The following is a 23,172-nucleotide window of genomic DNA, read 5'->3' as shown; positions in this document are numbered from 1 at the left end:
TATTCCGTACCCTTGTCAGAATAAATACGATGCCGTCGCATAAAGATATTCTGTGATAACTTGGTTTAAGAAGGCGGCTGCGGAATCCGGTGTTTTGTCTGGCCGGATAGCGTCGTACAATGCCCGGGATAAATCATCGATGGCCATAGCAGGCGGTATCGCCGCAGAATGCCTTATTCCGCTTTTGAGCCGTGGTAAGCGTTTGGTATCGAAGTGAGCCAATCCCTCCGGGTAGTTTTTTGTGATAGCAGCAAACGGCACGTCCTGGTTTTCCGGAGACGCTGCAATGTTTGCTAAATACCGCATGCCATACTGTGTTTGTGGAAACACTTACTGGTTGATTTTTCCGGTGCGAATTCCTGCTTTCCGGCTTGTTCGATGACTCGATGGATGATTTGCCGGAATACACGAAGCCGCTTACTGCGGAAATCGCATGCATGTTGATGATTAAATAGCTGAGAGATAGGAAATGAATTTCCAACAACTTCGAATTATTAATGAAACGGTCCGGCAGAATTATAATCTGACCGAGGTAGCCAATGCTTTGTTTACATCACAATCCGGTGTGAGTAAGCATATCAAGGATCTCGAAGACGAATTGAATATTGAACTCTTCATTCGTAAGGGGAAGCGGCTGATTGGTCTGACAGAACCCGGCAAGGAATTGGTGAAAATTGTCGAGCGCATTTTATTCGACACCAAAAATATCAAGCGTTTGGCCGAGCAATTCAGCAGCTATGATCAAGGGCAATTAATTATCGCGACTACGCATACGCAAGCACAATATGCGTTACCGCCCGTGGTGACAGAGTTCAAGAAAATATTTCCCAAAGTTCAGCTGATACTTCATGAATCCAGGCCAGGGGAGATATTATCAATGCTGATCAACGGCGAGGCCGATATCGGCATAGCGACGGAAGCGTTGGAGAATGCGGCTGATTTAGTGTCTTTTCCCTATTATACGTGGCAGCATACAGTCATCGTTCCTGCGGGGCACCCTTTGCAATCGCTACAGCCGCTTACGCTGGAAGCCATTGCTGAGTTTCCGATAATTACCTACCACCAAGGTTTAACCGGGCGGTCCCGTATCGATCAAGTATTTGCCAAGGCAGGATTAATACCGGATATCGCTATGTCCGCTTTGGATGCTGACGTGATTAAAACTTACGTAAAGTTGGGATTGGGTATCGGCATTATTGCTTCTGTGGCATTTTCTCCCAGGAGAGATGAAACATTAGTCAAGCTTGAAAGTGAATACCTGTTTGAAATGAATACCACGTTTGTTTCGGTGCGGCGTAATCATTATCTGCGTAGCTATGCGTACCGGTTTATTGAGCTTTGTATTCCAACATTGACTGAATCGATCATTCGTTCCGGCGTTAAACCATTGATTGATGCTGAATAAAATAGGGCTGGCGATAGGTTTGATCCGATTGATCAAATAAATGACGCCATTTGATTGTGCTGATCGGTAAATCGAAATAATCGATTTACCGGTAGTCTCAGTAACTCAATGCGATACTTTATTTCTGAGTTTATCTTTGAAGCAAGCGGTATAATTCAGTAGTATTCTCCTGATACTTGATTAACAAGAGATATTTCCGGGCGTATATGAAATGGCGGGCAGGTCTTGTGTGGAACCAATTATTCGTGCTGATATCTCAAGTCTATGCTTTATTTAATACTTGTTATCGTTATCGCTGCGCTCATTGTGGGCCCGTCTTACTGGGTTAAGCACACCCTGGCAAAATACAGCCATCCTGAAGATCGTTATCCGGGTACCGGCGCTGAGCTGGCGCGTATTTTGCTCGATTGGGCCAATTTGCAGACGGTGAAGGTCGAAGTGACGGAACAGGGTGATCACTATGATCCGATCGCAAAAGCAGTGCGTCTGACCGCGGATAAATTTAATGGCAAATCGCTCACGGCAATTACGGTTGCGGCGCATGAAGTTGGGCACGCCATCCAGGACCGCGATGGTTACTTGCCGCTAAAATGGCGGACCCGCCTGGTGCAAATAGCCGCTCCGGCGGAAAAGTTAGGCGCGGTGATTTTGATGATCGCACCAATTGTCGCAGTGGGCCTGCGTGCACCGGTAGCGGGTGCTCTGTTTCTTGCTGGTGGCTTGTTGACGTTGGGGAGCGCAGTAGTCGTGCATATGGTGACGCTGCCGATGGAATTGCATGCCAGTTTCGCCCGGGCGTTACCCATGCTGGAGCAAGGCAAGTATCTCATTCAAGGTGACGAGCCGCATGCACGCAGGATTCTGCGCGCCGCAGCGTGGACTTATGTATCCGCTTCGCTCATGGCGCTACTCAATATCGGCCGGTGGTGGGCGATTCTCCGGCGCTAAGGCTGCTGAATTGCCGGAATTCCGCAGTACAGGTGTGATATTCCGTCTTGACCCTGTCATACGGGCAACTTACCATACAAGATTTGAAGCTGAATTGATAGGCTAATCCATTAGAGATCAGTATTTTTTGTTAGAGGACAAATATGGTGCAATTGGTTGAGCAACAAAAGGCAAAAGCAGTACGCGGCTTCACACTGCTCGAATTACTCGTGGTCATGGTTATCATCGGTTTGCTGGCTGCCTATGTCGGGCCTAAGTACTTTTCGCAAGTCGGCAAATCGGAAATAAAAATGGCGCAAGCGCAAATCGATGCACTGGAAAAGGCGTTGCATCAATACCGTTTGGATGTGGGGAGCTATCCGGGCACGGAGCAAGGCTTGACCGCGCTGGTTACGCGCCCCAATAATGAGGCGCGCTGGCAAGGGCCTTACCTGTCCAAGCTGCCGCCAGCCGATCCCTGGGGCCGCCCGTATGTGTACAAGTATCCGGGTGAACGTTCCGAGTTTGATTTGCTCTCTTACGGCAAGGATGGACAGCCTGGCGGTGAGGGTGAGGCGGCTGATATTACCAACTGGTAAATTCCGCGCATGCGTTATGAAGTGAAAGCCGTCATGTCCGGGCAAGGCACCGTGCATCTTGAACTGGAAGCGAACAGCGAGGAAGAAGCTCGCCGCCAGGTGGTTGAACAAGGCGGTATGGTTCTAAGCATACGGCGCAGCTTCTCGGGTTTTTCGCTAAAAGCGAAGAGCCATTTTCCGCTGGTTCACTTCAGCCAGGAATTGCTGTCATTGCAGATTGCCGGTTTAAGTTTGGTCGAGAGCATCGAAACGCTGCTCGAGAAAGAGCAGGATAGTAGTAACCGTAAAATTATCCAGAATATCTTGGATCGATTGTATGAGGGTGTGACATTCTCACAAGCGCTGCAAGAATTTCCGCAAGCATTTCCGCCGCTCTATATCGCCACGGTCCGCGCCAGCGAACGGACCGGCGATCTTGCGGAAGCGCTGACCCGTTTTATCACCTATCAGACACAGATGGAGTTTGTGCGCAAAAAACTCGTTGGCGCGTCGATTTATCCGGTGCTGTTATTGGTGATCGGTTTTCTGGTGTCGATTTTTCTGATGGTTTTTGTGGTACCTAAATTTAGTGCAATTTATGATGATATGGGCAGCGATTTGCCTTGGCTTTCGTTGTTGCTGATTAAATGGGGCCAATTCGTTCATGAACGCGGCTGGGAATTGGCCATTGCTGCGCTGGCGCTGTTGATTGCGACAGGGTATACAGTTAGCCGGTCAACCTTTCGTGCCAGTGTCATGCAGCTCCTGTGGCGCATTCCGGCGATCGGCGAACGCATGCGAGTGTATCAGCTGGCGCGCTTCTACAAGACGTTGGGTATGCTGCTGCGCGGCGGTATTCCCATCACGCAAGCGCTGGACATGGTCAGCGGTTTATTGCAAGCGCATTTCCGCCCCAAAGTTGCAGCCGCGGCTAAGCATATCCGCGAAGGCAGAACGATTTCCAGCGCGATGGAATTGGAAGGACTGACGACAGCAGTGGGCAATCGTATGCTCCGCGTGGGTGAGAGAACGGGTTTAATGGGCGATATGATGGAACGGATCGGTAATTTTCACGATGAGGAAATTGCGCGTTGGGTCGAATGGACAACCAAATTGATAGAGCCATTGCTGATGGCGGTCATCGGTATTGTGATCGGCGGGATTATTATTCTCATGTATATGCCCATATTTGAATTGGCGGGAAGTATCAATTGATCGAAGCGCAGGTACAAACCGTAAACAAACCGTCGATGGAGATCAACCATCTAGCCGATGCGCAGCAAAAAGCGCTCGAACAGAATGTTTCCGTCATTCAGGTTCTGGAAGAAAAAGGCGGTTATACGCCCGATGAGCTTATGCAGCAGCTCGGCCAGTTGTTGCATATGCCGGTATTGGACATGAAAGCGATTCACGCGCTCAGTCCCGCTTTTGATGTGCTTTCGTTTTCCGAAGCCATGATGCATGAATGTGTTTTATTCCGCCGCGAACAAGACTATCTGCTGGCAGTCAGTAATCCATTCTCGACAAAATTACGGGCATGGGCGGAAGAACGTTTTGCTGTCGCTGCGGAGTGGTATTTGGTACATCCCGCTGATTTGAGCGCTTTTTTTGCTCAGCAGGAAAAGACCATGCGCGCCATGGATCAAGTGCTGCCTTCCACAGAGCTGGATAAAATACAAAGCGGTATTGAGGATTTATCGTTAAAAAGCATCAATGAAGGTACCAGCCAGGTGGTGCGCTTGGTGCATTCCACCTTGTATGACGCGCATAAGTCTCAAGCCAGCGATATTCATTTGGAAATGACGGCAGGCGCACTGTCGATCAAATACCGTATCGATGGCGTGCTAAGCTCGATCGGCGTGATACAAGGCGCGGACTTGGCCGAGCAAGTCATTTCCCGGATTAAAGTGATGTCCGAGCTGGATATTGCCGAACGCCGCGTGCCGCAGGACGGCCGTTTTAAAATTTCCATCCAGGGGCGGGAGATCGATTTCCGGGTTTCCATCATGCCGAGTATTTTCGGTGAGGATGCGGTTTTGCGGATTCTTGACCGGCAAGCATTATCCGATCAGATTGAGGGGTTGACGTTAAACCAATTGGGTTTTAATCAGACGGCGATTGCCAGTATTCGCCGTCTGAGTTCGGAACCGTATGGCATGCTGCTGGTTACCGGGCCGACCGGAAGCGGTAAAACGACATCGCTCTACGCCGCGATTTCCGAAGTGAATAAAGGCAGCGATAAAATTATTACCATCGAAGATCCGATCGAGTATCAGCTTCCGGGTGTGCTGCAAATCCCGGTGAATGAGAAAAAAGGACTGACGTTTGCGCGCGGCTTGCGTTCAATTCTGCGGCACGATCCGGATAAGATCATGGTGGGCGAAATTCGCGACTCGGAAACGGCGCAGATCGCCATCCAGGCGGCGCTGACCGGCCACTTGGTTTTTACCACTGTGCACGCCAATAACGTATTTGATGTCATCGGCCGGTTTTCGCATATGGGCGTGGATCCTTACAGTTTCGTGTCCGCGCTGAACGGAATCGCCGCGCAACGGCTGGTGCGTTTGTTATGTCCGCACTGCTCGGTCGATGAGCGCCCGGATGATAAGCTAATCGAAGAATCCGGAATTCCCATCGACGAAGCGGATCAATTCAAGTTTCGTAGCGGACGAGGTTGCGGCCAGTGCCGTGGCAGCGGTTACCGGGGAAGAAATGCAATTGCCGAGATTCTGATTCTGAACGATGAGATTCGTGAGTTGATCGTAGCGCAGGAGCCGATACGCCGCATCAAGGAAGCAGCCAGGAACAATGGCACCCGATTCCTGCGGGAGGCTGCTTTGGATATGGTCAGGCAAGGATTAACTAGTTTAGAGGAGGCCAATCGTGTCACCATTGTGGCGTGATCAAATACAGGTCTTCCTGGCGCCTGGACGAATCGACCTGGTGCGTTCAACGCGCGGTTTCAAACCGGTACAGTCAGCCAAGGTTACCGTGTGGTGCGAGCCTGCGCAAGATGCGCTGGTTTGGCAGGCCGCTGTGCAGCAGTTGGAAAAACATTTGATGGATGCGGCTGGAGCGCAATTGAGTGTTACGCTATCCAATCATTTTGTACGGTATGTTGCCCTGCTGCCGCAAGCGGAAATCGCAACACCGGAAGAAGTGAGCTCCTATGCCGCTTTCCGCATGCGTGAAGTGTATGCGGAACGGGTGAATTCGTGGGCGCTGAGCGTGAGCGAATGGACTCCGCTGAGCGGTGCGGTGTGCGCCGCAATTCCGCGCGATTTGATGGTGCAACTGGAAGAGATGGCGGCGCGGTGCCGTTGCACACTTAAAGAGATCGAGCCTTATTTTGCGTCTGTTTATGATCGCTGGCAAAAACTGCTGGATGGCAATAAAACCTATTTTGCAGTCATTGAAGCCGGACGTATTTGCTTGGCTGTGCTGATTAATGGAAGCTGGCACAGCATCCGCAATCAGCGCATTTTGCACAATGTCGCGGCTGAGTTGCTTGCGGCCTTGGATCAGGAAGCTATTTTGACCGGAAGTAAGGAAGCGATTGAGCTGGTTCATGTGTTTGCGCCGGAACAGGCGGATTTGACGCTGCCGGAACAGTGCGGATGGTGCGTTGTTCCGATGCCGGTCGGGAAAATACCGGTATTGCCGCATTATCCATCCGGGCCGGTTGATGATGACGGGGTAAATCGATGCCACGCTTGAGACTTAAGTTCCCGGATCGCGGACAATCCGTTCCGCATATCGATTTTTCCATCCTGCTGATCGGACTGCTCGTGCTTGCCGGTGTGCTGCTGCAATTCCGCCAGGTGACTGAAGAAGTGAATCACTGGACAAACCGGGTCGAGCGGCTGGAGAAACAACAGCAGCAGAAAGCTGCGCCGCGCGCACGGTCAACCCCGCGGATAAAAGAATTCAGCCAGGAAATCCGCAAGGAAATTACGCAGGCCAATGCAATACTGGATCAGATCAATTTGCCTTGGGAAACTTTATTCGATGCTATCGAACATGCGGCAACGGAAGAGATCGCCTTGTTATCCTTGCAGCCGAATGTGGCCAGCCGGACACTGCGTCTCAGCGGTGAAGCGAAGAGCATGTCCGAACTGCTCGATTTTGTCGAAGCGCTTGAACGTGAGCTGGTTTTTGAGAATGTGCATTTGCTAAACTACAAAGTTAAACAAGATAATCCGCACCGGCCCATTATTTTTCTTCTGACTGCTGCATGGATGCAAGTTTCTTGAAGACCGCGACAATCCAAACACAACTCGACCGTTTGATGCTGCAACTGCGCTGGCAGGCAGGCCGCCTCGGTACGATTGGAAAAATCGGCCTGGGTCTGATTGTTGTTGCCGGTATTTATTTCTTTTCGGCGGTTTTGCCGCAAGACTCCGATCTGCAAAAGCTGAAGGAACGCGCTGAAACGCTGCAACTGCAAGAGTTAGCGAAGCAGTCGCCGGGAGAAATGGAAGGCGGGAAAAAATTAAGTAGTGATCAGGCATTGCAAGTATTTTATGATTTCTTCCCGCGTATCGACTCATCGCCTTTCTGGATTCGTGAATTGGTGCAATTGGCTAAAAAGCATGGCGTTGATCTGAGCAGCAGCGAATATCGCTTGATGAATGAGAATGACGCGCGTTTGGCTCGTTACGAGATGATATTGCCGGTAAAAGGGCGTTATCCGCAAATTCGCGCTTTTATGGCGGAAGCGCTGGAAAAGGTTCCTGTCATGGCTATTTCCGCGGTTGCGCTTAAACGGGAAAATATAACTTCCGACAAGCTTGAAGTCCGCCTTGAAATTAACCTGTACTTGAACAAATAAGCGCAATGGATCAAGCTGAGAAAAAGCGGAAATTGATGTTAGGTGGCGCATTGCTAGCCACATTAATCGCTGTGATACTGGTTGAAGAGGAAGAGACATCGACGGATATCGTAGAAACCGTGCAACCGGTAAAGACAGCGAGCATGAGCAGAGACCGGGCAAAAAATCAAGAAAGCAGCACGGAGCTGCTGGATATCGGTAAACTTGGACAGCGGAAATTCAATCCTTTGGCGGGAGAATTGTTTGCATCCACGACATGGACGCCAAAACAACCGCCAGTCAGCTTCGAGCAGCAAGCTGCGCTGGCTGAGCAAATAAAAAAAGCCGCGCCTCCTCCCGCGCCCACAGCACCGCCGCTACAGTTCAAGTATAGCGGCAAGGCTATTACGGACGACGAAACTTGGGTTTTTCTGTCGCAGTCGGGAGAAAATTTCATTACCAAGATCGGCGGAAAAATTAACGACAAATACCGGCTGGATTCGATCAATGACAGTACAATTGCCGTCACTTATCTACCGCTCAACATAAAGCAGACGCTCACTATTAACAATAAAATCGCAGGAACGTTCCGATGAAAAGCTGGAGAATTTATATCCTCATTATTTTGCTCGCGACTACTGCAGGGTGCGCAATCAATAACCAAACATTCTTTACCCGGAACAAAGCATTTGACGAGGGGAAAAAGCTGGTAGCGCAGGGCCAATTTGAAAACGGCATGGCAAAATTGGAACAAGCGCAACGTGAGGAACCTGCGAATCAAGAAATACAGACAGTATCAATACGCCTGCGCGAAGAAGTGATAGGTAAACTTCAGTTTGAAGCCGAGAGCCTGCGCTTATCCGGTGATCTGGAGAGTGCAGAACAAGCATTTCAACGCATTTTAAATCTGTATCCATTCAATGAGCGCGCTAAGGAAGGCCTCGAATTGATTGCATTGGAACGCCGCCACATTGCCAGAGTTGATTCCGCTAAAGCTCTATTGGCACGCGGCGAGCTTGCGCAAGCTGAAACGCTCGTGCGAGCTATCTTACAAGAGAATCCGCAGCAATTACATGCGCGTCAATTGATTTCAGAAATCAATTTGCGGCTGACACGGCCTGAGGTCACTGATTTGGCATTGGAATCCGCTTTCAAGAAAGCGGTGACGATGGAATTCAAAGACACTGATTTGAAAACTGTATTTGAACTGATGTCGCGGACCGCGGGCATCAATTTTGTTTTTGATAAAGACATCAGGCAAGATACCAAAATATCCATATTTGTCCGGCAAAATACGATTGAAGATATATTGAAGTTGATCCTTGCGACCAATCAATTAGCATACAAGGTGCTCAATAGTAATTCGTTATTGATTTATCCCAATACACCGGCGAAGCTGAAAGATTATCAAGAACTAGTCGTGCGCAGCTTTCAAGTGGCGCATACCGATGTCAAACAGATGGTTGCGATGGTCAGAGGTATCGTTAAAGCCAAAGATATCTATGTCAATGAACAACTTAATCTGTTTATTATGCGCGATACACTGGAGGCCATTCGTTTAACCGAACGATTGGTGAGCCTGAATGATTATGCCGAGCCCGAAGTTATGCTCGAAGTCATGATTTTGGATGTTTCGCGCACTAATAAATTTGTATTGGGACCCAATTTTCCCCAGTCGATGCAATTTAATTATGCTGGACAAGCAGTTCTTGGTGCTCCGGCGGCTCTACTCAGTAACTTTGGCTTTTCTGGACTTAAGAGTTTCGGTATGACTAGTCAAGCAAAAATTGATTTTTTGCAGAACCTTTCGACGGGAGATATATTGGCAAATCCCAGGGTACGAGTAAATAACCGGGAGAAAGCAAAAATTCATGTGGGTACCAAGCAACCTTTTTTCTCCGCTAACGTACAGCCTGGGGTGACCGCGATCGTTACTGCAACACCAACATTTATCGATGTCGGGGTTAAGTTGGATGTTGAGCCGCGTATTGGATTAAACGACGATGTAACACTCAAGGTTACTTTGGAGGTGAGTTCAGTTCTAGAAACGATACCAGGGCCTAATGGTGCAACCGCTCCTCGGGTCGGAACGCGCAATGCTGAAACTATCCTAACAATCAAAGATGGAGAAACGCAAGTTATAGCGGGACTGATTGATAATCGGGAAACAAGAAAGATTGGTGGTCTGATGGGATTATTAAATATTCCTGGATTGGATCGCTTAACATCTAATCAAGATATTGAGAGAACAAAAAATGAAGTGGTATTACTGATTACGCCTCGTATTGTTCGCAATATCCCAAGACCGATCAATCTGGAAAACGAATATCATTTTGGCACGGCCAGCGAAGCGGGTAAATTGCCCGTTACCATCAAGAAAACAGCAGCGCAATCTCTTTCCATCGCACCGGCTGGATCGGGACGTGGCGTTGCAGCTGCGCTTCAGGATGCTTTTTCTCCGCCAGCCGAAGGCCAGGAACCACCACCGAATCCATTTGCCAGTGTTGCAGCTTCCGCGTCCGGAACGCCTACGCTTACCCTGCAATCACCGACCAATGTGGGACTGGGTAAAGAATTTTCTGTCAGTGTGCGGCTGGTTGGCGCAAAAGCGACAGTTAATTCAGACTTAGTGTTGAATTATGAAGCCAGTTCGCTGGAAGCGCTGGACGGTGGGGATAAGTCAGGCACACGCGTGATCAAATTAGGTAAGGATCAGGCTTCCGGTCTGGCGGCGCAGCTTCGCTTCAAGGTGATTGCGGCAAACCCGGGTACCACAGAAATCAATATCCAGAATGTCAACGCGGAAGATATGGAAAATGGTCAGGCGGTCGAAGTGACACCGCCGCCGCCGGTCAGTGTCAATATTAAATAATCCGCTTATGGCTGCATCCAGAATTTCCGTGAAGCACAGAGGATTCACGCTGATTGAATTAATGATCGTGGTGGCAATCATGGCTATTTTAGCGACAGCCGCATTGCCATTACGAGAGCTGATGGTGAAACGCGAGAAGGAGCAGGAGTTACGCGTTGCATTGCGCCAGATACGAACGGCCATTGATGCCTACAAGCAGGCTTCGGATGAAGGGCGTATCACCAAGAAGGCCGATGAATCGGGTTACCCACCCCGGCTGGAGGAATTATTCATGGGGGTGCCGGATGTCAAGAGTCCGGATAAGAAGATTATTTATTTCCTGCGCCGCTTGCCCGCTGACCCACTGTTTGTCGAACTGGATGTCGCCGGTGTTTCGGCGACTCCGGCTGCGGATACCTGGGGGAAGCGCAGTTATGAAAGCCCCTGGGACAGTCCCAAGGAAGGCGACGATGTTTTTGATGTGCATTCACGTTCGGAAGCCATAGGCCTGAACGGCATTCCTTACCGGGAGTGGTGATGATGAACCTGTCCGGAACCCGCAAATTCAGAGGGTTTACCTTAATCGAACTGCTGGTGGTTATGGCGATTATCGCGACGTTGTTAAGTATTGTCGCGCCGAAGTATTTTAATTCTATCGATAAAGCCAAAGAAGCCGTGTTACGGCAGGACTTGGGAATTATGCGCAATGCCATCGATCAATTCTATTCTGACTTTGGTAAATATCCCATTGACTTGGCGGAGCTGGTCGACAAACGCTATATGCGCAGCGTGCCGAAAGATCCCTTCACCGAAAGCGATAAAACCTGGATCGAGGTTCCTCCCAAGAACGAAACGGAATCAGGTGTCTATGATGTTTATAGCGGCTACTCGGGGAGAGCGCTGGATGGCTCGTACTATCAAGAATGGTAAATGACCGGGGTTTGCTCGGATTCTTGCGGTGCACATGATATGCCACGGCGGGAAAGCGGTTTTGTTTATCTTTGGGCCTTGTTCTCGGTCGTTCTAGCGGGTGTTGTCATGGCCGGAGTGGGGCAGGTATGGCAGGCAAAAGCGCAGCGCGAGAAAGAAGCCGAATTGCTTTATGTGGGCGAGCAATTCCGCAAAGCGATTATGTCCTACTACAACACCGGCACTAAGCAATTTCCCGAAACTTTGGAGGAGTTGCTGGAGGATAAGCGCACACCGGCCATCAAACGGCATTTGCGTAAAATCTATATGGACCCGATCACCAATACAGCGGAGTGGGGCATCATTGACGAGCCTCCGCCCGGCGGTAATACAGTGTCCGGTAACAGCCCGGCAGCCAGCCAGAATACAACGCCGGGGAATAATGCAGTAGCGGGTGGTAATCAAGCATCGAGCAGTAACCAGCCCTCGGGTAATAGCTTGATGCCCAATACTGGCCAGACATCCGGCAGCACAACACCCAATCAAGCATCGAACAATGCGGCGCCGAGCAGCAGTCCGGGTATAGGTTCCAATCTCACTAAGAGAATCACCGGCGTATACAGCCTATCGGAAAAGAAACCCATCAAGAAAGATAAATTTCCCGAGCAATACGCTAAATTCTCAGAAGCGTTAACTTACCGGGATTGGAAATTTATTTATAAACCCGGCGAGGGCAGTAGCGCGTCGAAGCCGGCATCCACTCAATCCAGACCGAATACGGCACCGGGAGCTTCACCGTCCAATTCCCCTTTTGCGCCGCAATCTTCCTCGGGTGCAGCTTCACCTTCCTCGCGGTCGTCGTCAGCGGGTAATGCTTCACCGTTTGCACCGCAATCCGGCGCGCCAGCAAGCTCATCTGGATTTGGAATGGATTGATAGTCAAAGTACGGTGGTACTAATATAAGTCGCAAAAAAGAGCGCTCGTCCATTCGAGCGCTCCTTTTTATTTTCCCCGATCAGGAAATACAAATGTCATTAAGCTCCGGTACTGCGATACGCCGTCACCTGAATCTCGATTTTCATGCGCGGATCGGATAGCCCAGCAGTCAGCATCATGGCAGATGGTCTCACATCGCCCAGGTACTTGCGCATCACCGGCCAGCATTTCTCAAAATCCTCTGCCTTGGGGAATACATACGTAACGCGCACCACCTCTTTCATGCTTGACCCTGCTTGCCGCAACGCTGCTTCGATATTTTTGAAGCATTGCTCCGCTTGCTCCAGCAAATCATCGGAAATGGTCATTTTGCTGTAATCGAAACCGGTTGTGCCGGATACCAGTACCCAGTTATCTGCGACCACAGCGCGCGAATAACCGATTTCCTTCTCAAATGTAGAGCCTGAACTGATGAGTTTTGTTGCCATGTTGTGTCATCCTTGTGATTGGGTTTGAAAATTTTTGCGTAAGATACCACTATAATTGCGCAACAAACCAGTTTTTTACCGGCACCTTCATCTAAATCCACCCACACCCATGGCTATCACATTTTACTGGCATGACTATGAAACTTTCGGCGCCGATCCCAGGCGCGACCGGCCCGCGCAGTTTGCCGGCGTGCGCACCGATGAAGCGCTGAACGAGATCGGTGAGCCATTGGTAATTTATTGCAAACCGGCGCGCGATTACCTGCCGCATCCGGAAGCTTGCCTGCTCACCGGAATTACACCGCAGCTTGCCGATGAACGTGGATTGCTGGAACCCGAGTTCATTGCGCGCATTCATGCCGAGTTTGCGCAACCGAATACCTGCGGTGTTGGGTACAACTCGCTGCGGTTCGACGATGAAGTCACGCGCTTCACGCTGTATCGCAATTTTTACGATCCTTACGCGCGTGAATGGCAGCAAGGCAATTCGCGCTGGGACATCATTGATCTGGTGCGCATGACGTACGCGCTGCGCCCGAATGGAATCGCCTGGCCGCAGCATGAAGACGGGCAACCGAGTTTCAAGCTGGAGCATTTGGTGGCCGCCAACGGCATCGCGCACGAATCCGCGCACGATGCTTTGTCCGACGTGCGCGCCACCATTGCCTTGGCACGTCTGCTGCGCACGCAGCAACCGCGCCTGTACGACTGGCTGCTGCAACTGCGCGATAAACGCAAGGCGGCAGCGCAACTTGATCTGATCACACACAACCCGGTGTTGCATACCACGCGCATGTATCCGGCTAAGACCGGCTGCACGTCGCTGGTTATGCCGCTCATCACCGAACCGGGAAACAACAACAGCATACTGGTGTATGACTTGCGTCACGATCCAGAAATGTTTTTATCGCTTGATGCAGACGAACTGAGTCAATTGCTGTTTACCCGCAACGATGATTTGCCGGAAGGCATGCAGCGGCTGCCGGTCAAGTCGGTGAAAATCAACAAATGCCCGGCGCTGGCGCCACGTAATACGCTGGATCATGAAGCCGCCGAACGCATCGCGCTCGATCTGGACGCCTGCTACCGGTACTGGCAAACCCTGAGTGCAGCTCCTGATTTCTTCCAGCGTGTCGCAACCGCGTACACCAGCCATACATTTGAGCCGTCCGGCGATGTCGATGTGGCCTTGTATGACGGCTTTCTGGACAGTGCCGATGCCGCATCATTAGCCCAGATCCGGCGTGCTTCACCAAAACAATTGGCCAAAATGCGCTTTGATTTTCATGACAAACGTTTACCCGAGCTGCTGTTCCGCTACCGCGCCCGCAACTGGCCGGAAACCTTGACGCCGAATGAAATGGAACGATGGGAGCAAATGCGTGTGCAGCGTCTGACGCAAGGTAGTGGCGGGAGTCTTACTTTTGCTGAATTTTCCGCGCAGATTGCGCTATTGCGAGAGGCACACAAGGCAGATATAAGTACAAGACAGATATTGGATGAGCTGGAGGTGTGGGGAAGAATTTTAATGAATTCATAAAGCTTTTCTAACCAGATAATCATTCTATTGATTGCCATTGTTTTCGTTGAGTGCGTTCTTTGTTTTCTAAAAATTAGACTACATTTTGTAGCCGTAACAAAACTTATCCTATCCCTGATCATGTTAAAATCCGGTCGCGTTTCCTAACTTAAAATCCGCCTGGATTTACTTACTTCCCATCATGAAAAACAATTACCTTGAAAGAATACTGACCGCGCAGGTTTACGATGTGGCGATCGAGAGTCCGTTGGAGCTTGCTGCCAATTTATCCGGGCGTATTCACAATCAGGTGTTGTTGAAGCGGGAGGATTTGCAGCAGGTTTTTTCGTTCAAGTTGCGAGGTGCGTATAACAAAATGATCAAGTTAACACCTGCGGTGCGCAATCGCGGGGTGATTGCCGCTTCCGCCGGTAATCATGCGCAAGGCGTAGCACTGGCTGCGAAAAGGCTCAATTGTTCCGCCACCATCGTGATGCCGGTGACGACGCCGCAAATCAAGGTGAATGCCGTCATGGGGCATGGTGCCACGGTGGCTTTGCATGGCGATTCATATAACGATGCATATGAGCACGCGATACAATTGGCTAAGGAAGAACAAGCTACATTTGTGCATCCGTACGACGATCCGGATGTGATCGCCGGGCAGGGGACGGTCGGCATGGAAATTCTGCGCCAGCATACCGGTCCGATTCACGCCATTTTTGTGCCAATCGGCGGCGGTGGTCTGATCTCCGGCATTGCGGCGTATGCGAAACGGCTGTATCCGAAAATCAAAATCATCGGAGTCGAGCCGGTCGACGCCGATGCGATGTACCGCTCGCTGCAAAGCGGCCGCCGGGTCAAGTTGGCGCAAGTGGGGCTGTTTGCCGATGGCGTGGCGGTGCGGCATGTCGGCAAGGAAACCTTCCGCTTATGCCGTGAACTGGTCGACGAAGTGATTCTGGTCGATACCGACGCCATTTGCGCGGCAGTCAAGGATGTGTTCGAAGATACGCGTACGATTCTGGAACCTTCTGGCGCGTTGTCGATTGCCGGTATCAAAGCGTATGTCGCGCGCGAGAAAATCCTGCATAAAACGCTGGTCGCGATCGCGTCCGGTGCCAATATGAATTTCGATCGCTTGCGTCACATTTCCGAACGCGCGGAAATCGGCGAGCAGCGCGAGGCGGTGATGTCGGTGGCGATTCCCGAGCACCCCGGCAGTTTCAAGAAATTCTGCAATTTACTCGGCACTAAGAGCATTACCGAATTCAATTACCGCTATGCCGATCCTAAGGTGGCGCATGTGTTTGTCGGTGTATCGGTGCGCAATCAGGAAGAAACGCAGCAATTGATCAAGGAGTTAAAACAAAGCGGACTGGCCACGGAAGACATGAGTAACAACGAAATGGCCAAGTTGCATGTGCGCCATCTGGTCGGTGGACGGGCGCAGGCGGTTAAGGATGAAATCATCTACCGCTTTGAATTTCCCGATCGTCCCGGCGCGTTGATGAACTTCCTCAACAACCTCAGCCACAATTGGAATATCAGCTTGTTTCACTACCGCAATCACGGCGCCGATTATGGCCGCGTGCTGATCGGCATCCAGGTGCCGCCGGAAGAGAAATCCAGCTTCAGGGCTTTTCTTGACCAGCTGGGTTACCACTATTGGGATGAAACTAAGAATCCCGCGTATAAATTGTTTCTTGGGTGACGAAGACTGGACGCGCTGATTACGCAGCGCTTTAGAAGGTGATTGTTGTGTCTGGAATTCTACGATTGGGCTATATTCTTTATACCTGAATCACCGCAAGTTCGTCCGTTCTTATTTCAAACGCCGCGAGCAGGTTGTTCTCGCACTGCCCGGCAATCACTTGAATGATGTGGTTTGTTCTTGAATTTGTTGATATTAAGTTCGATAGATTCATAAAAAACATTGTTTTCCAGGTCTTATCCTGTCTTTGATTACGCGCTCCAGCAGTTAAGCTGTCGTCCGGTATTTCCCCTGTCTGATGCCGTTTGTTTTTAAAAAGAACGGACATTCAGAAAGTCTGACTTCAAGCTGGAGAGCACAATGGAAGACAATTTTTCTAAATTCGGATTGCCAACCGGTTTGGTTGCGTTAGGTAAGAAGTTGCCGTTGCTTGCGGCGCCCGCAAAGAAAAATATTCCTAAAAATACATCTCTTGTGAACAACAGCTGGGTGCTGGGTGGCGTCGTGATGTTTTTCACCGTGCTGTTGTTGATGACGCTAACCATCAGTGTGCGTCAAGCCAGACAGAATGCAATTCAGCCGGAGCTGGCCGCGCAGTTGCAAATTCAGCATGCGCATATCGCCAATGCCTTACAACAGGCACTGCTCGGCGAAGCAGAAGCTTTTGCCCGGTTGCGCGATAGTCGGCAGCAATTCAATCGTGACATTACACTGTTATTGCAAGGCGGCTCGTATCGCGGCACAACCGTGGCGGTTGCGGATGATTCACTAGCGCCGGGCTTGCATACTTATTTCAGAGACTGGCAACTGGAAGACCAAAGGATCGATTTGATTCTGAATCAGCAGGAACCTCTCATACGGCTCAACAACAGCATCAAAGCGATCAATAATGCACACAGCCAGTTGGCGAGACGAATGGATGAACTGATCAATCGCATGACGGAAGCCGGAAATCTATCCCAAGAAATACGTACCGTGGAAACGATCAAAATACACGCCCGCACCGTGGCCAAAAATGTGAAGACCCTGCTGCCGCTCGAAGCGCCGCTGGTGGAAATCACTGCGCAACTGGCGCAGGATCATGCGCAAGTCGCCGCGATGATCCAAACCCTGAGTCAAGGCAATCATGGTCTTGGCGCGATTTCCAGCAAGCACGAAGTGATCCAGGATCTGTTATCGCATGCGTATGCGCAGTTGAGAAAATTTGACGAGCATTTACATATCATCCGTAAGGAAATTCCTGTCGCGCTGACGATTGAATCCGCAATCGACGAGATTGTGAACAGCCATGCTGGGATGCAGGAACAAGCCGCAACGCTCGACGATGAAATACAACAGCAAAACAATCATGCCGCGCTGCTGCTGAATACGCTGGCGATGATCCTGGCTACGTGCGCCGTGTTGGTATTGATCTTGCTAATCCGGTCGGTACGGCGCAATGCCTATCACCAGAATCTGGCCAACCGCAACGAAGTCGAGAAAGCGCAAAAAGCGATTGTGACACTGCTGGACGACATGAAAAAAATCGCCGACGGCGATCTGACGGTGCGCACCGACATCACCAACCATATGACCGGTGCGATTGCCGACGCCATCAACAGTACCATCGAGGAATTGCACACACTGGTGGAGCAGGTCAATCAGGCGGGCGCATTGGTGGTGAAAGCATCCCATCAAGCGCAGCAAGTTTCGTCCGGTTTGTTAACCGCAGCACAGCAACAAACGGATAGAATCGAACAAACCACTTTGGCGGTGGTCGGCATGACGGAATCGATCAGTGAGATATCGGATATGGCGACGGAATCGGCCAAAGTCGCGAAACAATCATTGGCCGCGGCGGAGAAAGGCACGCTGGCGGTGCGTGAGTCGATCGCCGGAATGAACGAAATCCGCACGCACATTCAAGATACCTCGAAACGGATTAAGCGCCTTGGCGAAAGCTCGCAGGAGATCGGCGAGATTGTCGCCTTGATCACCGGCATCACCGACCAAACCAATGTGCTGGCTTTGAACGCGGCGCTGCAAGCGACCGCTGCCGGTGAAGCGGGGCACGGATTTACCGTGATCGCACAAGAAGTGCAGCGGCTGGCGGAACGGTCGGCGGAAGCCAGCAAGCAAATCAGCGAATTGATCGTCACCATTCAGGGCGATACGCAGGACGCCATCGCGGCGATGGAGCGCAGCACGCTCGGCGTGGCAAAAGGCGCGAAACGCTCCGATGCGGCGGGCCGGGCGCTGGAAGAAATCGAACAAGTATCCAAGCAACTGGCGCAGCTGGTGACGCATATTTTTGACGTGACCAATACGCAGACACGCGCGGCGCATAAGGTAGTTGCCAATATGGAAGAAATTCTTCATATTACCCGGCAGACGACACAAGGAACGCTGAAAACCACAGGATCGATCAAACAGATCGCAGGATTCGCGTCCGAGCTGAAAGCATCGGTATCGAACTTCAAGGTGTGATGCCCGTGCCGGTTTCTCTATCGATTGATGGTACAAAAATATGAGCGCGCAAGCCAAACTGAATATTGCTTCGATTATCGGGATCAAGGACGGGATTGACCAAGTCTTCGCACTGATCGATCAAAACCTGGAGGTATACAGTCGGCATCCCGATAAAGCCGATCTGATCAAAGATTGCCGCAAGTATATTCATCAATTGGACGGTTTACTGGAGATGCTGGGATTAACCAGCATCTCCATCGTGACTGGGAAAATGCAGCAATTGGTCGAAGCGCTGATCAGTAAGAAAATTGAACCCAGTGCGCCGGTATTCGATGCGCTGAAGCAATCCACCAAGGCGTTGCTGTTCTACTTGAACGAATTGATCGATGGTGCGGAAGAAAATCCGCTGCGGCTGTTCCCGGCGTATCGCGGTTTGATGCAGGTGTACGGTTTTGAGAACGCGCCCGAAAGTGACTTGTTTTTCCCCCGTTTGGCGGCTGCACCGGCATTAAAAGCCGAAGCCGCGCATATCGATGCGGCTGCCACCAAGATCCTGGCCAAACAATTGGGCGCCGAGTATCAAGCTGGTTTGCTGAAGTGGTTGCGCGATCCATCGAATCAGGACGGCTTGCGGCAAATGGCCGCCGTGACGGATAAAATCGAGGCGTTTCCCGGAACTACCGATGCGCGTGCATTCTGGTGGGTGACGGCCGGTTTTCTGGAAGATTTGCTGCAACTGGACAGCAGCCAAATCGATTTACCGGTTCGCCGCCTGTGCGGAAAGATTGAGCAAACCATCCGCCATTTGGCGGCGGGTACGACCGGCAACACGTCCATGTTAATGCGCGAATTGCTCTGCCACATCGCGCACAGCGAATCGGACAGCGCGCGCATTAACGCGATCAAACACAGTTACACTTGGCCCGGCCAAACCAAGAACCAAGATACGCCGACGTTTGAAGAAGCGGAAACGCTGCGTCCGATACTGGATAGGTTGCGCGATACGCTGATGCAGGCGAACGATATCTGGCGCGAGTTCTGTGCCGGGCATCAGGAAAGCCTGGTTTCGCTATTGGAATACGTGGACTGGCTCAGCCACCAAGCACGGCAAACGGAATGTGCGCCGCTGGTGAAATTGATCGATGCCATTGGCGATACGGTAACGTACTTGCACGATCATCCGCAGGAAACGAGTGAAGAGCTGGCGATGGAAATGGCCACGGCACTACTGCTGGTTGAAAGCATTATTGACGATTTTTATAAGCTGCCGGACGATCTGCCCTCCCAGATCGATGTGATTGATTCCCGTCTGCACGGCATCACGACGGGCGATATCCAGATCGGCGAATTGCCGCCCGCGCCGACATTCAAAGTGCTGGATGGCAAAACACAGGAAAAAGAATTATTGGCGCAGGTGGCGCAGGAGATTCTGACCAACCTGGCGCACATCGAAAGCATTCTGGATAAATTCTTTTTTGAACCCGCCCAACGTTCGGAATTGCCGCTGTTGCCGGATTTATTCAAGCAAGTCTCCGGTACGCTAGTCATGCTGGATCTGGAGCGTGCACACACGCTGCTGCATCTTTGCTACGGTTTGGTTGAGAAACTGTCAAAGTCAGGCTACGAGATTGTCCAAACCGAGCAAGTTCTGCTCGTCGACGGATTGAGCAGCCTGGGTTTCTACATCGAAGCATTGCGCAGCGGGCAACCCGATAGCCAGCAGATTGTCGAGGAAGCCATCAAGCTGTTCCAGATCGCAGCCAATCCGGCCAATGCAACCTCGCCGGTGCCAATGGCTACGCCACCTGCTGCCGCGCTAAGCGCAGACACCGCATCCGCTGCGGCGGTGAGTGCCGCTATCGATCCCGAGTTGCTCGGTATCTTCCTGGAAGAAGCGGGTGAAGTGCTGGCCGGTATCGCCAGCGATGTACGCAAATGCCGCATCAATCCGACCGATCAAGCAGCGCTGGCGAGTGCGCGGCGCGGATTTCACACCTTGAAAGGCAGCGGCCGCATGGTCAAGCTTGATGATTTGAGTGAAGTGGCTTGGAATCTGGAGCAAGTGCTGAATCTTTGGTTAAGTGAAAACAGATCCGCTTCCGATCCGCTGCTCGACTTGGTTGACCGGGCTTGCCAGGCGTATGGCGGATGGTGTGACGATTTGCGCGAACATGGCGTTGCCGAGGTTGATGCGGACGCATTACTGCGAGTGGCGCAAGAACTGCTGACGCGCGTCAAAACCGTCGAAGCACCTGCGGTTCCGGCCGAACCGGCTCAGCCGGAACAGCTACCGCCCGCTGTCGCACCGGCTGACCGGATCAACCCGGAATTGCTTGCGGTATTTCTGGAAGAAACACACGACATCATTCCGCGCATGGGCGCAAAACTGCGTGCGTGGCGCATGTTGCCGCAAGACGAGGATATCCATCATGCATTGCTGCGTTTACTGCATACCCTGAAAGGCAGTGCGCGCATGGCGGGCGCCATGCAATTGGGTGAATTGATTCATGCGATGGAAAGCCATGTGGAAACGGCTTTCCGCGAGCGCAATATCTCCGATGCCGCGCTGGATCAGCTGGAAAGTGAATTTGATGCGATCAGTGGCGAGATCGAACAGCTTCAGCGCGATGAAGGTGCTGCGGTTCCGTCAAACGATGCGCTGACTGCCGCGGCCGTGGCGATCGCCGAACTGGCGCAACCGCCCGCCGAAACAACCGGGCTGCTGCAATCCAAAACGTTGCTGCGCATCAATTCCGAGCTGATTGACCGCCTCGTCAACGATGCTGGAGAAGCCAGCATTCTGCGCTCAAAAATCGAGGCACAGCTGAATAATTTCAAACAATCCTTGCAGGATTTGACGGAAAGCACACATCGCTTGCACGATCAGATGCGTGAAGTGGAAATCCAAGCGGAAACGCAAATGCAATCGCATCTTGCCCATCAACAGGAAAGCGAACCGGCGTTTGATCCGCTCGAGTTTGACCGCTTTTCACGTTTCCAGGAATTGACCCGGCTGATGGCGGAAAGCGTCGATGACATCATCAGCGTGCAAAAAAGCTTGCGGACTACGCAGATTGCCGCTGAAGAAGCGGTTGCGCAGCAAGCGGTGATGAACCGGCAGTTGCAGCAATCGTTGCTGCAAATCCGTACCATCCCGTTCAGCAACTATGCCGAACGCTATTACCGTATCGCCCGGCAAGTGGCCGAGGATTTGGGCAAAAAAGCCAGTCTCGAGATTCATGGCGCTGACGTTGAGATTGACCGCAATGTGCTGGAGAAAATCAATCCGCCGCTGGAACACCTGCTGCGCAACGCCATCGCCCACGGTATCGAAGAACCGGAGGAAAGACAGCGGCTGGCCAAATCCGAGGCCGGACAAGTCGAAATCCGGTTGCGTCAGGAAGGTAACGAAGTGACCATCACGTTGAGCGACGATGGCCGCGGTCTGAATTTGCCGCGCATCCGCGAGGAAGCGCAGCGGCTAGGTTTGGTTCGCAACGATGCAGTGCTCGACGATGACAAGACGATGCCGCTGATTTTCATGCCCGGCTTGTCGACCACCGATTCGGTGACGGGAATAGCGGGGCGCGGCATTGGTCTGGATATCGTCAAGAATGAGATTACGATGCTGGGCGGGCGCATCAGCGTGGAATCCACTCCCAATCAGGGAACGGTTTTCACGATTAACCTGCCGCTGACTTTATCGGTCGCGCAAACGTTGATGGTTCGCACCGGCAAGCAAACCTACGCGATTCCCGCTTTTATTGTCGAGCAGCAATGTGAATTCGATGCGGAAAAGTTGCAGAAAATTTACCAGGATCACTGTGTTACCCACAATGGAAAAACCTATCCATTTGCACATCTGTCGCATTTGCTGGGCGAATCCGGCGTTGTGCCGGAAACCGCCAAACACAGTCAGGTCTTGTTCCTGCATAGCGGTACCCAGCATCTGGCGGTCCATGTCGACGAATTGCTCGGCAGCAACGAAGTGGTGGCGAAGAATATCGGCGCGCAACTGGCGCAAGCGCCGGGCGTGGAAGGCGCCACCATTACCGGTGACGGTGAAGTGATTCTGATCCTGAATCCGGTAAAACTGATGCAGCGCAGTGATGTGCAGAAAGTGCTCAGTACGCCGGTTACCGCGCTGACTCCAGCGAAGAAAAAGAAAACAGCCACGCCGCCCGCTGTCATGGTGGTGGACGATTCGCTGACCGTGCGCAAAGTCACCTGCCGCCTGCTGGAGCGCGAAGGTTGCGACGTGCTGATCGCAAAGAATGGCGCGGAAGCGGTCGACATTCTTCAGGAAACCATTCCGGATGTCATGCTGATCGATTTGGAAATGCCGAAAATGAACGGTTTTGAATTGATCAGGAAAGTGCGTGACAATCCCGCAACGGCGCATATGCCGGTGATCATCATCTCGTCCCGCACCGCGGAAAAACACCGGAAAATCGCCAAGGATCTGGGCGTTGACGTATTTCTTGGCAAACCTTACAAAGAAGATGAACTGCTCGATCATCTGTCCGATCTGATCGGGAAACGTAAGAAGTGGAAGCTATAGAAAGAAATACTGCATAATTCCACCC

General features: G+C 51.5%; 19 protein-coding genes. 17 read left to right on the top strand and 2 right to left on the bottom strand.

What is annotated here, in order from left to right:
- Window positions 1-15: 15 nt before the first annotated feature.
- The gene (locus R2083_RS13745) at window positions 16-306 is read right to left on the bottom strand and encodes a hypothetical protein (RefSeq protein ID WP_317531801.1); all 291 of its coding nucleotides are present in this window, start codon (window positions 304-306) and stop codon (window positions 16-18) included.
- Between the two features lie 163 nt (window positions 307-469).
- Between R2083_RS13745 and R2083_RS13740 the strand changes: the two genes are divergently transcribed.
- From R2083_RS13740 to R2083_RS13680, 13 genes are all read left to right on the top strand, one after another.
- Complete coding sequence (locus tag R2083_RS13740; RefSeq protein WP_317531800.1) at window positions 470-1,405, top strand: CysB family HTH-type transcriptional regulator; 936 nt, start codon at window positions 470-472, stop codon at window positions 1,403-1,405.
- A gap of 264 nt (window positions 1,406-1,669) precedes the next feature.
- Window positions 1,670-2,353: a zinc metallopeptidase gene (locus R2083_RS13735; RefSeq protein ID WP_317531799.1), complete on the top strand. Its 684-nt coding sequence runs from the start codon at window positions 1,670-1,672 to the stop codon at window positions 2,351-2,353.
- Window positions 2,354-2,496: 143 nt separating this feature from the next.
- Window positions 2,497-2,931: a type II secretion system major pseudopilin GspG gene (gene gspG, locus R2083_RS13730; protein WP_317531798.1), complete on the top strand. Its 435-nt coding sequence runs from the start codon at window positions 2,497-2,499 to the stop codon at window positions 2,929-2,931.
- A gap of 9 nt (window positions 2,932-2,940) precedes the next feature.
- Window positions 2,941-4,125 carry a type II secretion system F family protein gene (locus tag R2083_RS13725; protein WP_317538770.1) on the top strand — a complete coding sequence of 395 codons (1,185 nt, stop codon included), beginning with the start codon at window positions 2,941-2,943 and terminating at the stop codon, window positions 4,123-4,125.
- A gap of 35 nt (window positions 4,126-4,160) precedes the next feature.
- Window positions 4,161-5,813: a GspE/PulE family protein gene (locus R2083_RS13720; protein ID WP_132424334.1), complete on the top strand. Its 1,653-nt coding sequence runs from the start codon at window positions 4,161-4,163 to the stop codon at window positions 5,811-5,813.
- Window positions 5,794-6,627, top strand: a complete 834-nt coding sequence (locus R2083_RS13715; protein WP_317538769.1) for a hypothetical protein — start codon at window positions 5,794-5,796, stop codon at window positions 6,625-6,627. The genes R2083_RS13720 and R2083_RS13715 overlap by 20 nt, the downstream gene beginning before the upstream one ends.
- Window positions 6,615-7,163, top strand: a complete 549-nt coding sequence (locus R2083_RS13710) for a PilN domain-containing protein (RefSeq protein WP_317538768.1) — start codon at window positions 6,615-6,617, stop codon at window positions 7,161-7,163. The genes R2083_RS13715 and R2083_RS13710 overlap by 13 nt, the downstream gene beginning before the upstream one ends.
- Complete coding sequence (locus R2083_RS13705; RefSeq protein ID WP_317538767.1) at window positions 7,160-7,741, top strand: hypothetical protein; 582 nt, start codon at window positions 7,160-7,162, stop codon at window positions 7,739-7,741. The genes R2083_RS13710 and R2083_RS13705 overlap by 4 nt, the downstream gene beginning before the upstream one ends.
- A 5-nt stretch (window positions 7,742-7,746) precedes the next feature.
- Window positions 7,747-8,316, top strand: coding sequence for a hypothetical protein (locus tag R2083_RS13700; RefSeq protein WP_317538766.1), 570 nt, complete (start codon window positions 7,747-7,749; stop codon window positions 8,314-8,316).
- Window positions 8,313-10,592, top strand: coding sequence for a secretin and TonB N-terminal domain-containing protein (locus tag R2083_RS13695; protein ID WP_317538765.1), 2,280 nt, complete (start codon window positions 8,313-8,315; stop codon window positions 10,590-10,592). Before R2083_RS13700 ends, R2083_RS13695 begins: the two co-directional genes overlap by 4 nt.
- 7 nt (window positions 10,593-10,599) lie before the next feature.
- Window positions 10,600-11,109: a type II secretion system protein gene (locus R2083_RS13690; RefSeq protein ID WP_317538764.1), complete on the top strand. Its 510-nt coding sequence runs from the start codon at window positions 10,600-10,602 to the stop codon at window positions 11,107-11,109.
- 2 nt (window positions 11,110-11,111) lie between these two features.
- On the top strand, window positions 11,112-11,501 hold the full coding sequence (locus tag R2083_RS13685; protein ID WP_317532099.1) for a type II secretion system protein: 390 nt from the start codon (window positions 11,112-11,114) through the stop codon (window positions 11,499-11,501).
- A 39-nt stretch (window positions 11,502-11,540) separates the two neighbouring features.
- The gene (locus R2083_RS13680; protein ID WP_317538763.1) at window positions 11,541-12,416 is read left to right on the top strand and encodes a hypothetical protein; all 876 of its coding nucleotides are present in this window, start codon (window positions 11,541-11,543) and stop codon (window positions 12,414-12,416) included.
- Between the two features lie 99 nt (window positions 12,417-12,515).
- Here R2083_RS13680 and R2083_RS13675 read toward each other — a convergent pair whose 3' ends face one another.
- Window positions 12,516-12,905 (bottom strand): RidA family protein, encoded by a 390-nt coding sequence (locus R2083_RS13675; RefSeq protein WP_317531791.1) that lies wholly within the window; start codon window positions 12,903-12,905, stop codon window positions 12,516-12,518.
- 109 nt (window positions 12,906-13,014) lie between these two features.
- On the opposite strand from R2083_RS13675, the gene sbcB reads away from it, so the two are divergent.
- From sbcB to R2083_RS13655, 4 genes are all read left to right on the top strand, one after another.
- Complete coding sequence (gene sbcB, locus R2083_RS13670; RefSeq protein WP_317538762.1) at window positions 13,015-14,445, top strand: exodeoxyribonuclease I; 1,431 nt, start codon at window positions 13,015-13,017, stop codon at window positions 14,443-14,445.
- 181 nt (window positions 14,446-14,626) lie between these two features.
- Window positions 14,627-16,138: a threonine ammonia-lyase, biosynthetic gene (gene ilvA / locus R2083_RS13665; RefSeq protein ID WP_317538761.1), complete on the top strand. Its 1,512-nt coding sequence runs from the start codon at window positions 14,627-14,629 to the stop codon at window positions 16,136-16,138.
- A gap of 360 nt (window positions 16,139-16,498) precedes the next feature.
- On the top strand, window positions 16,499-18,604 hold the full coding sequence (locus tag R2083_RS13660) for a methyl-accepting chemotaxis protein (protein ID WP_317538760.1): 2,106 nt from the start codon (window positions 16,499-16,501) through the stop codon (window positions 18,602-18,604).
- Window positions 18,605-18,644: 40 nt separating this feature from the next.
- Window positions 18,645-23,147, top strand: a complete 4,503-nt coding sequence (locus tag R2083_RS13655; protein ID WP_317538759.1) for an Hpt domain-containing protein — start codon at window positions 18,645-18,647, stop codon at window positions 23,145-23,147.
- Window positions 23,148-23,172 lie beyond the last annotated feature (25 nt).

Origin of the sequence: Nitrosomonas sp. Is35, from assembly GCF_033063295.1 — a bacterium.
Lineage (GTDB): Bacteria > Pseudomonadota > Gammaproteobacteria > Burkholderiales > Nitrosomonadaceae > Nitrosomonas.
Note: the sequence above shows the minus strand (reverse complement) of the source record. Positions and strands in the feature narration are given on the sequence as shown.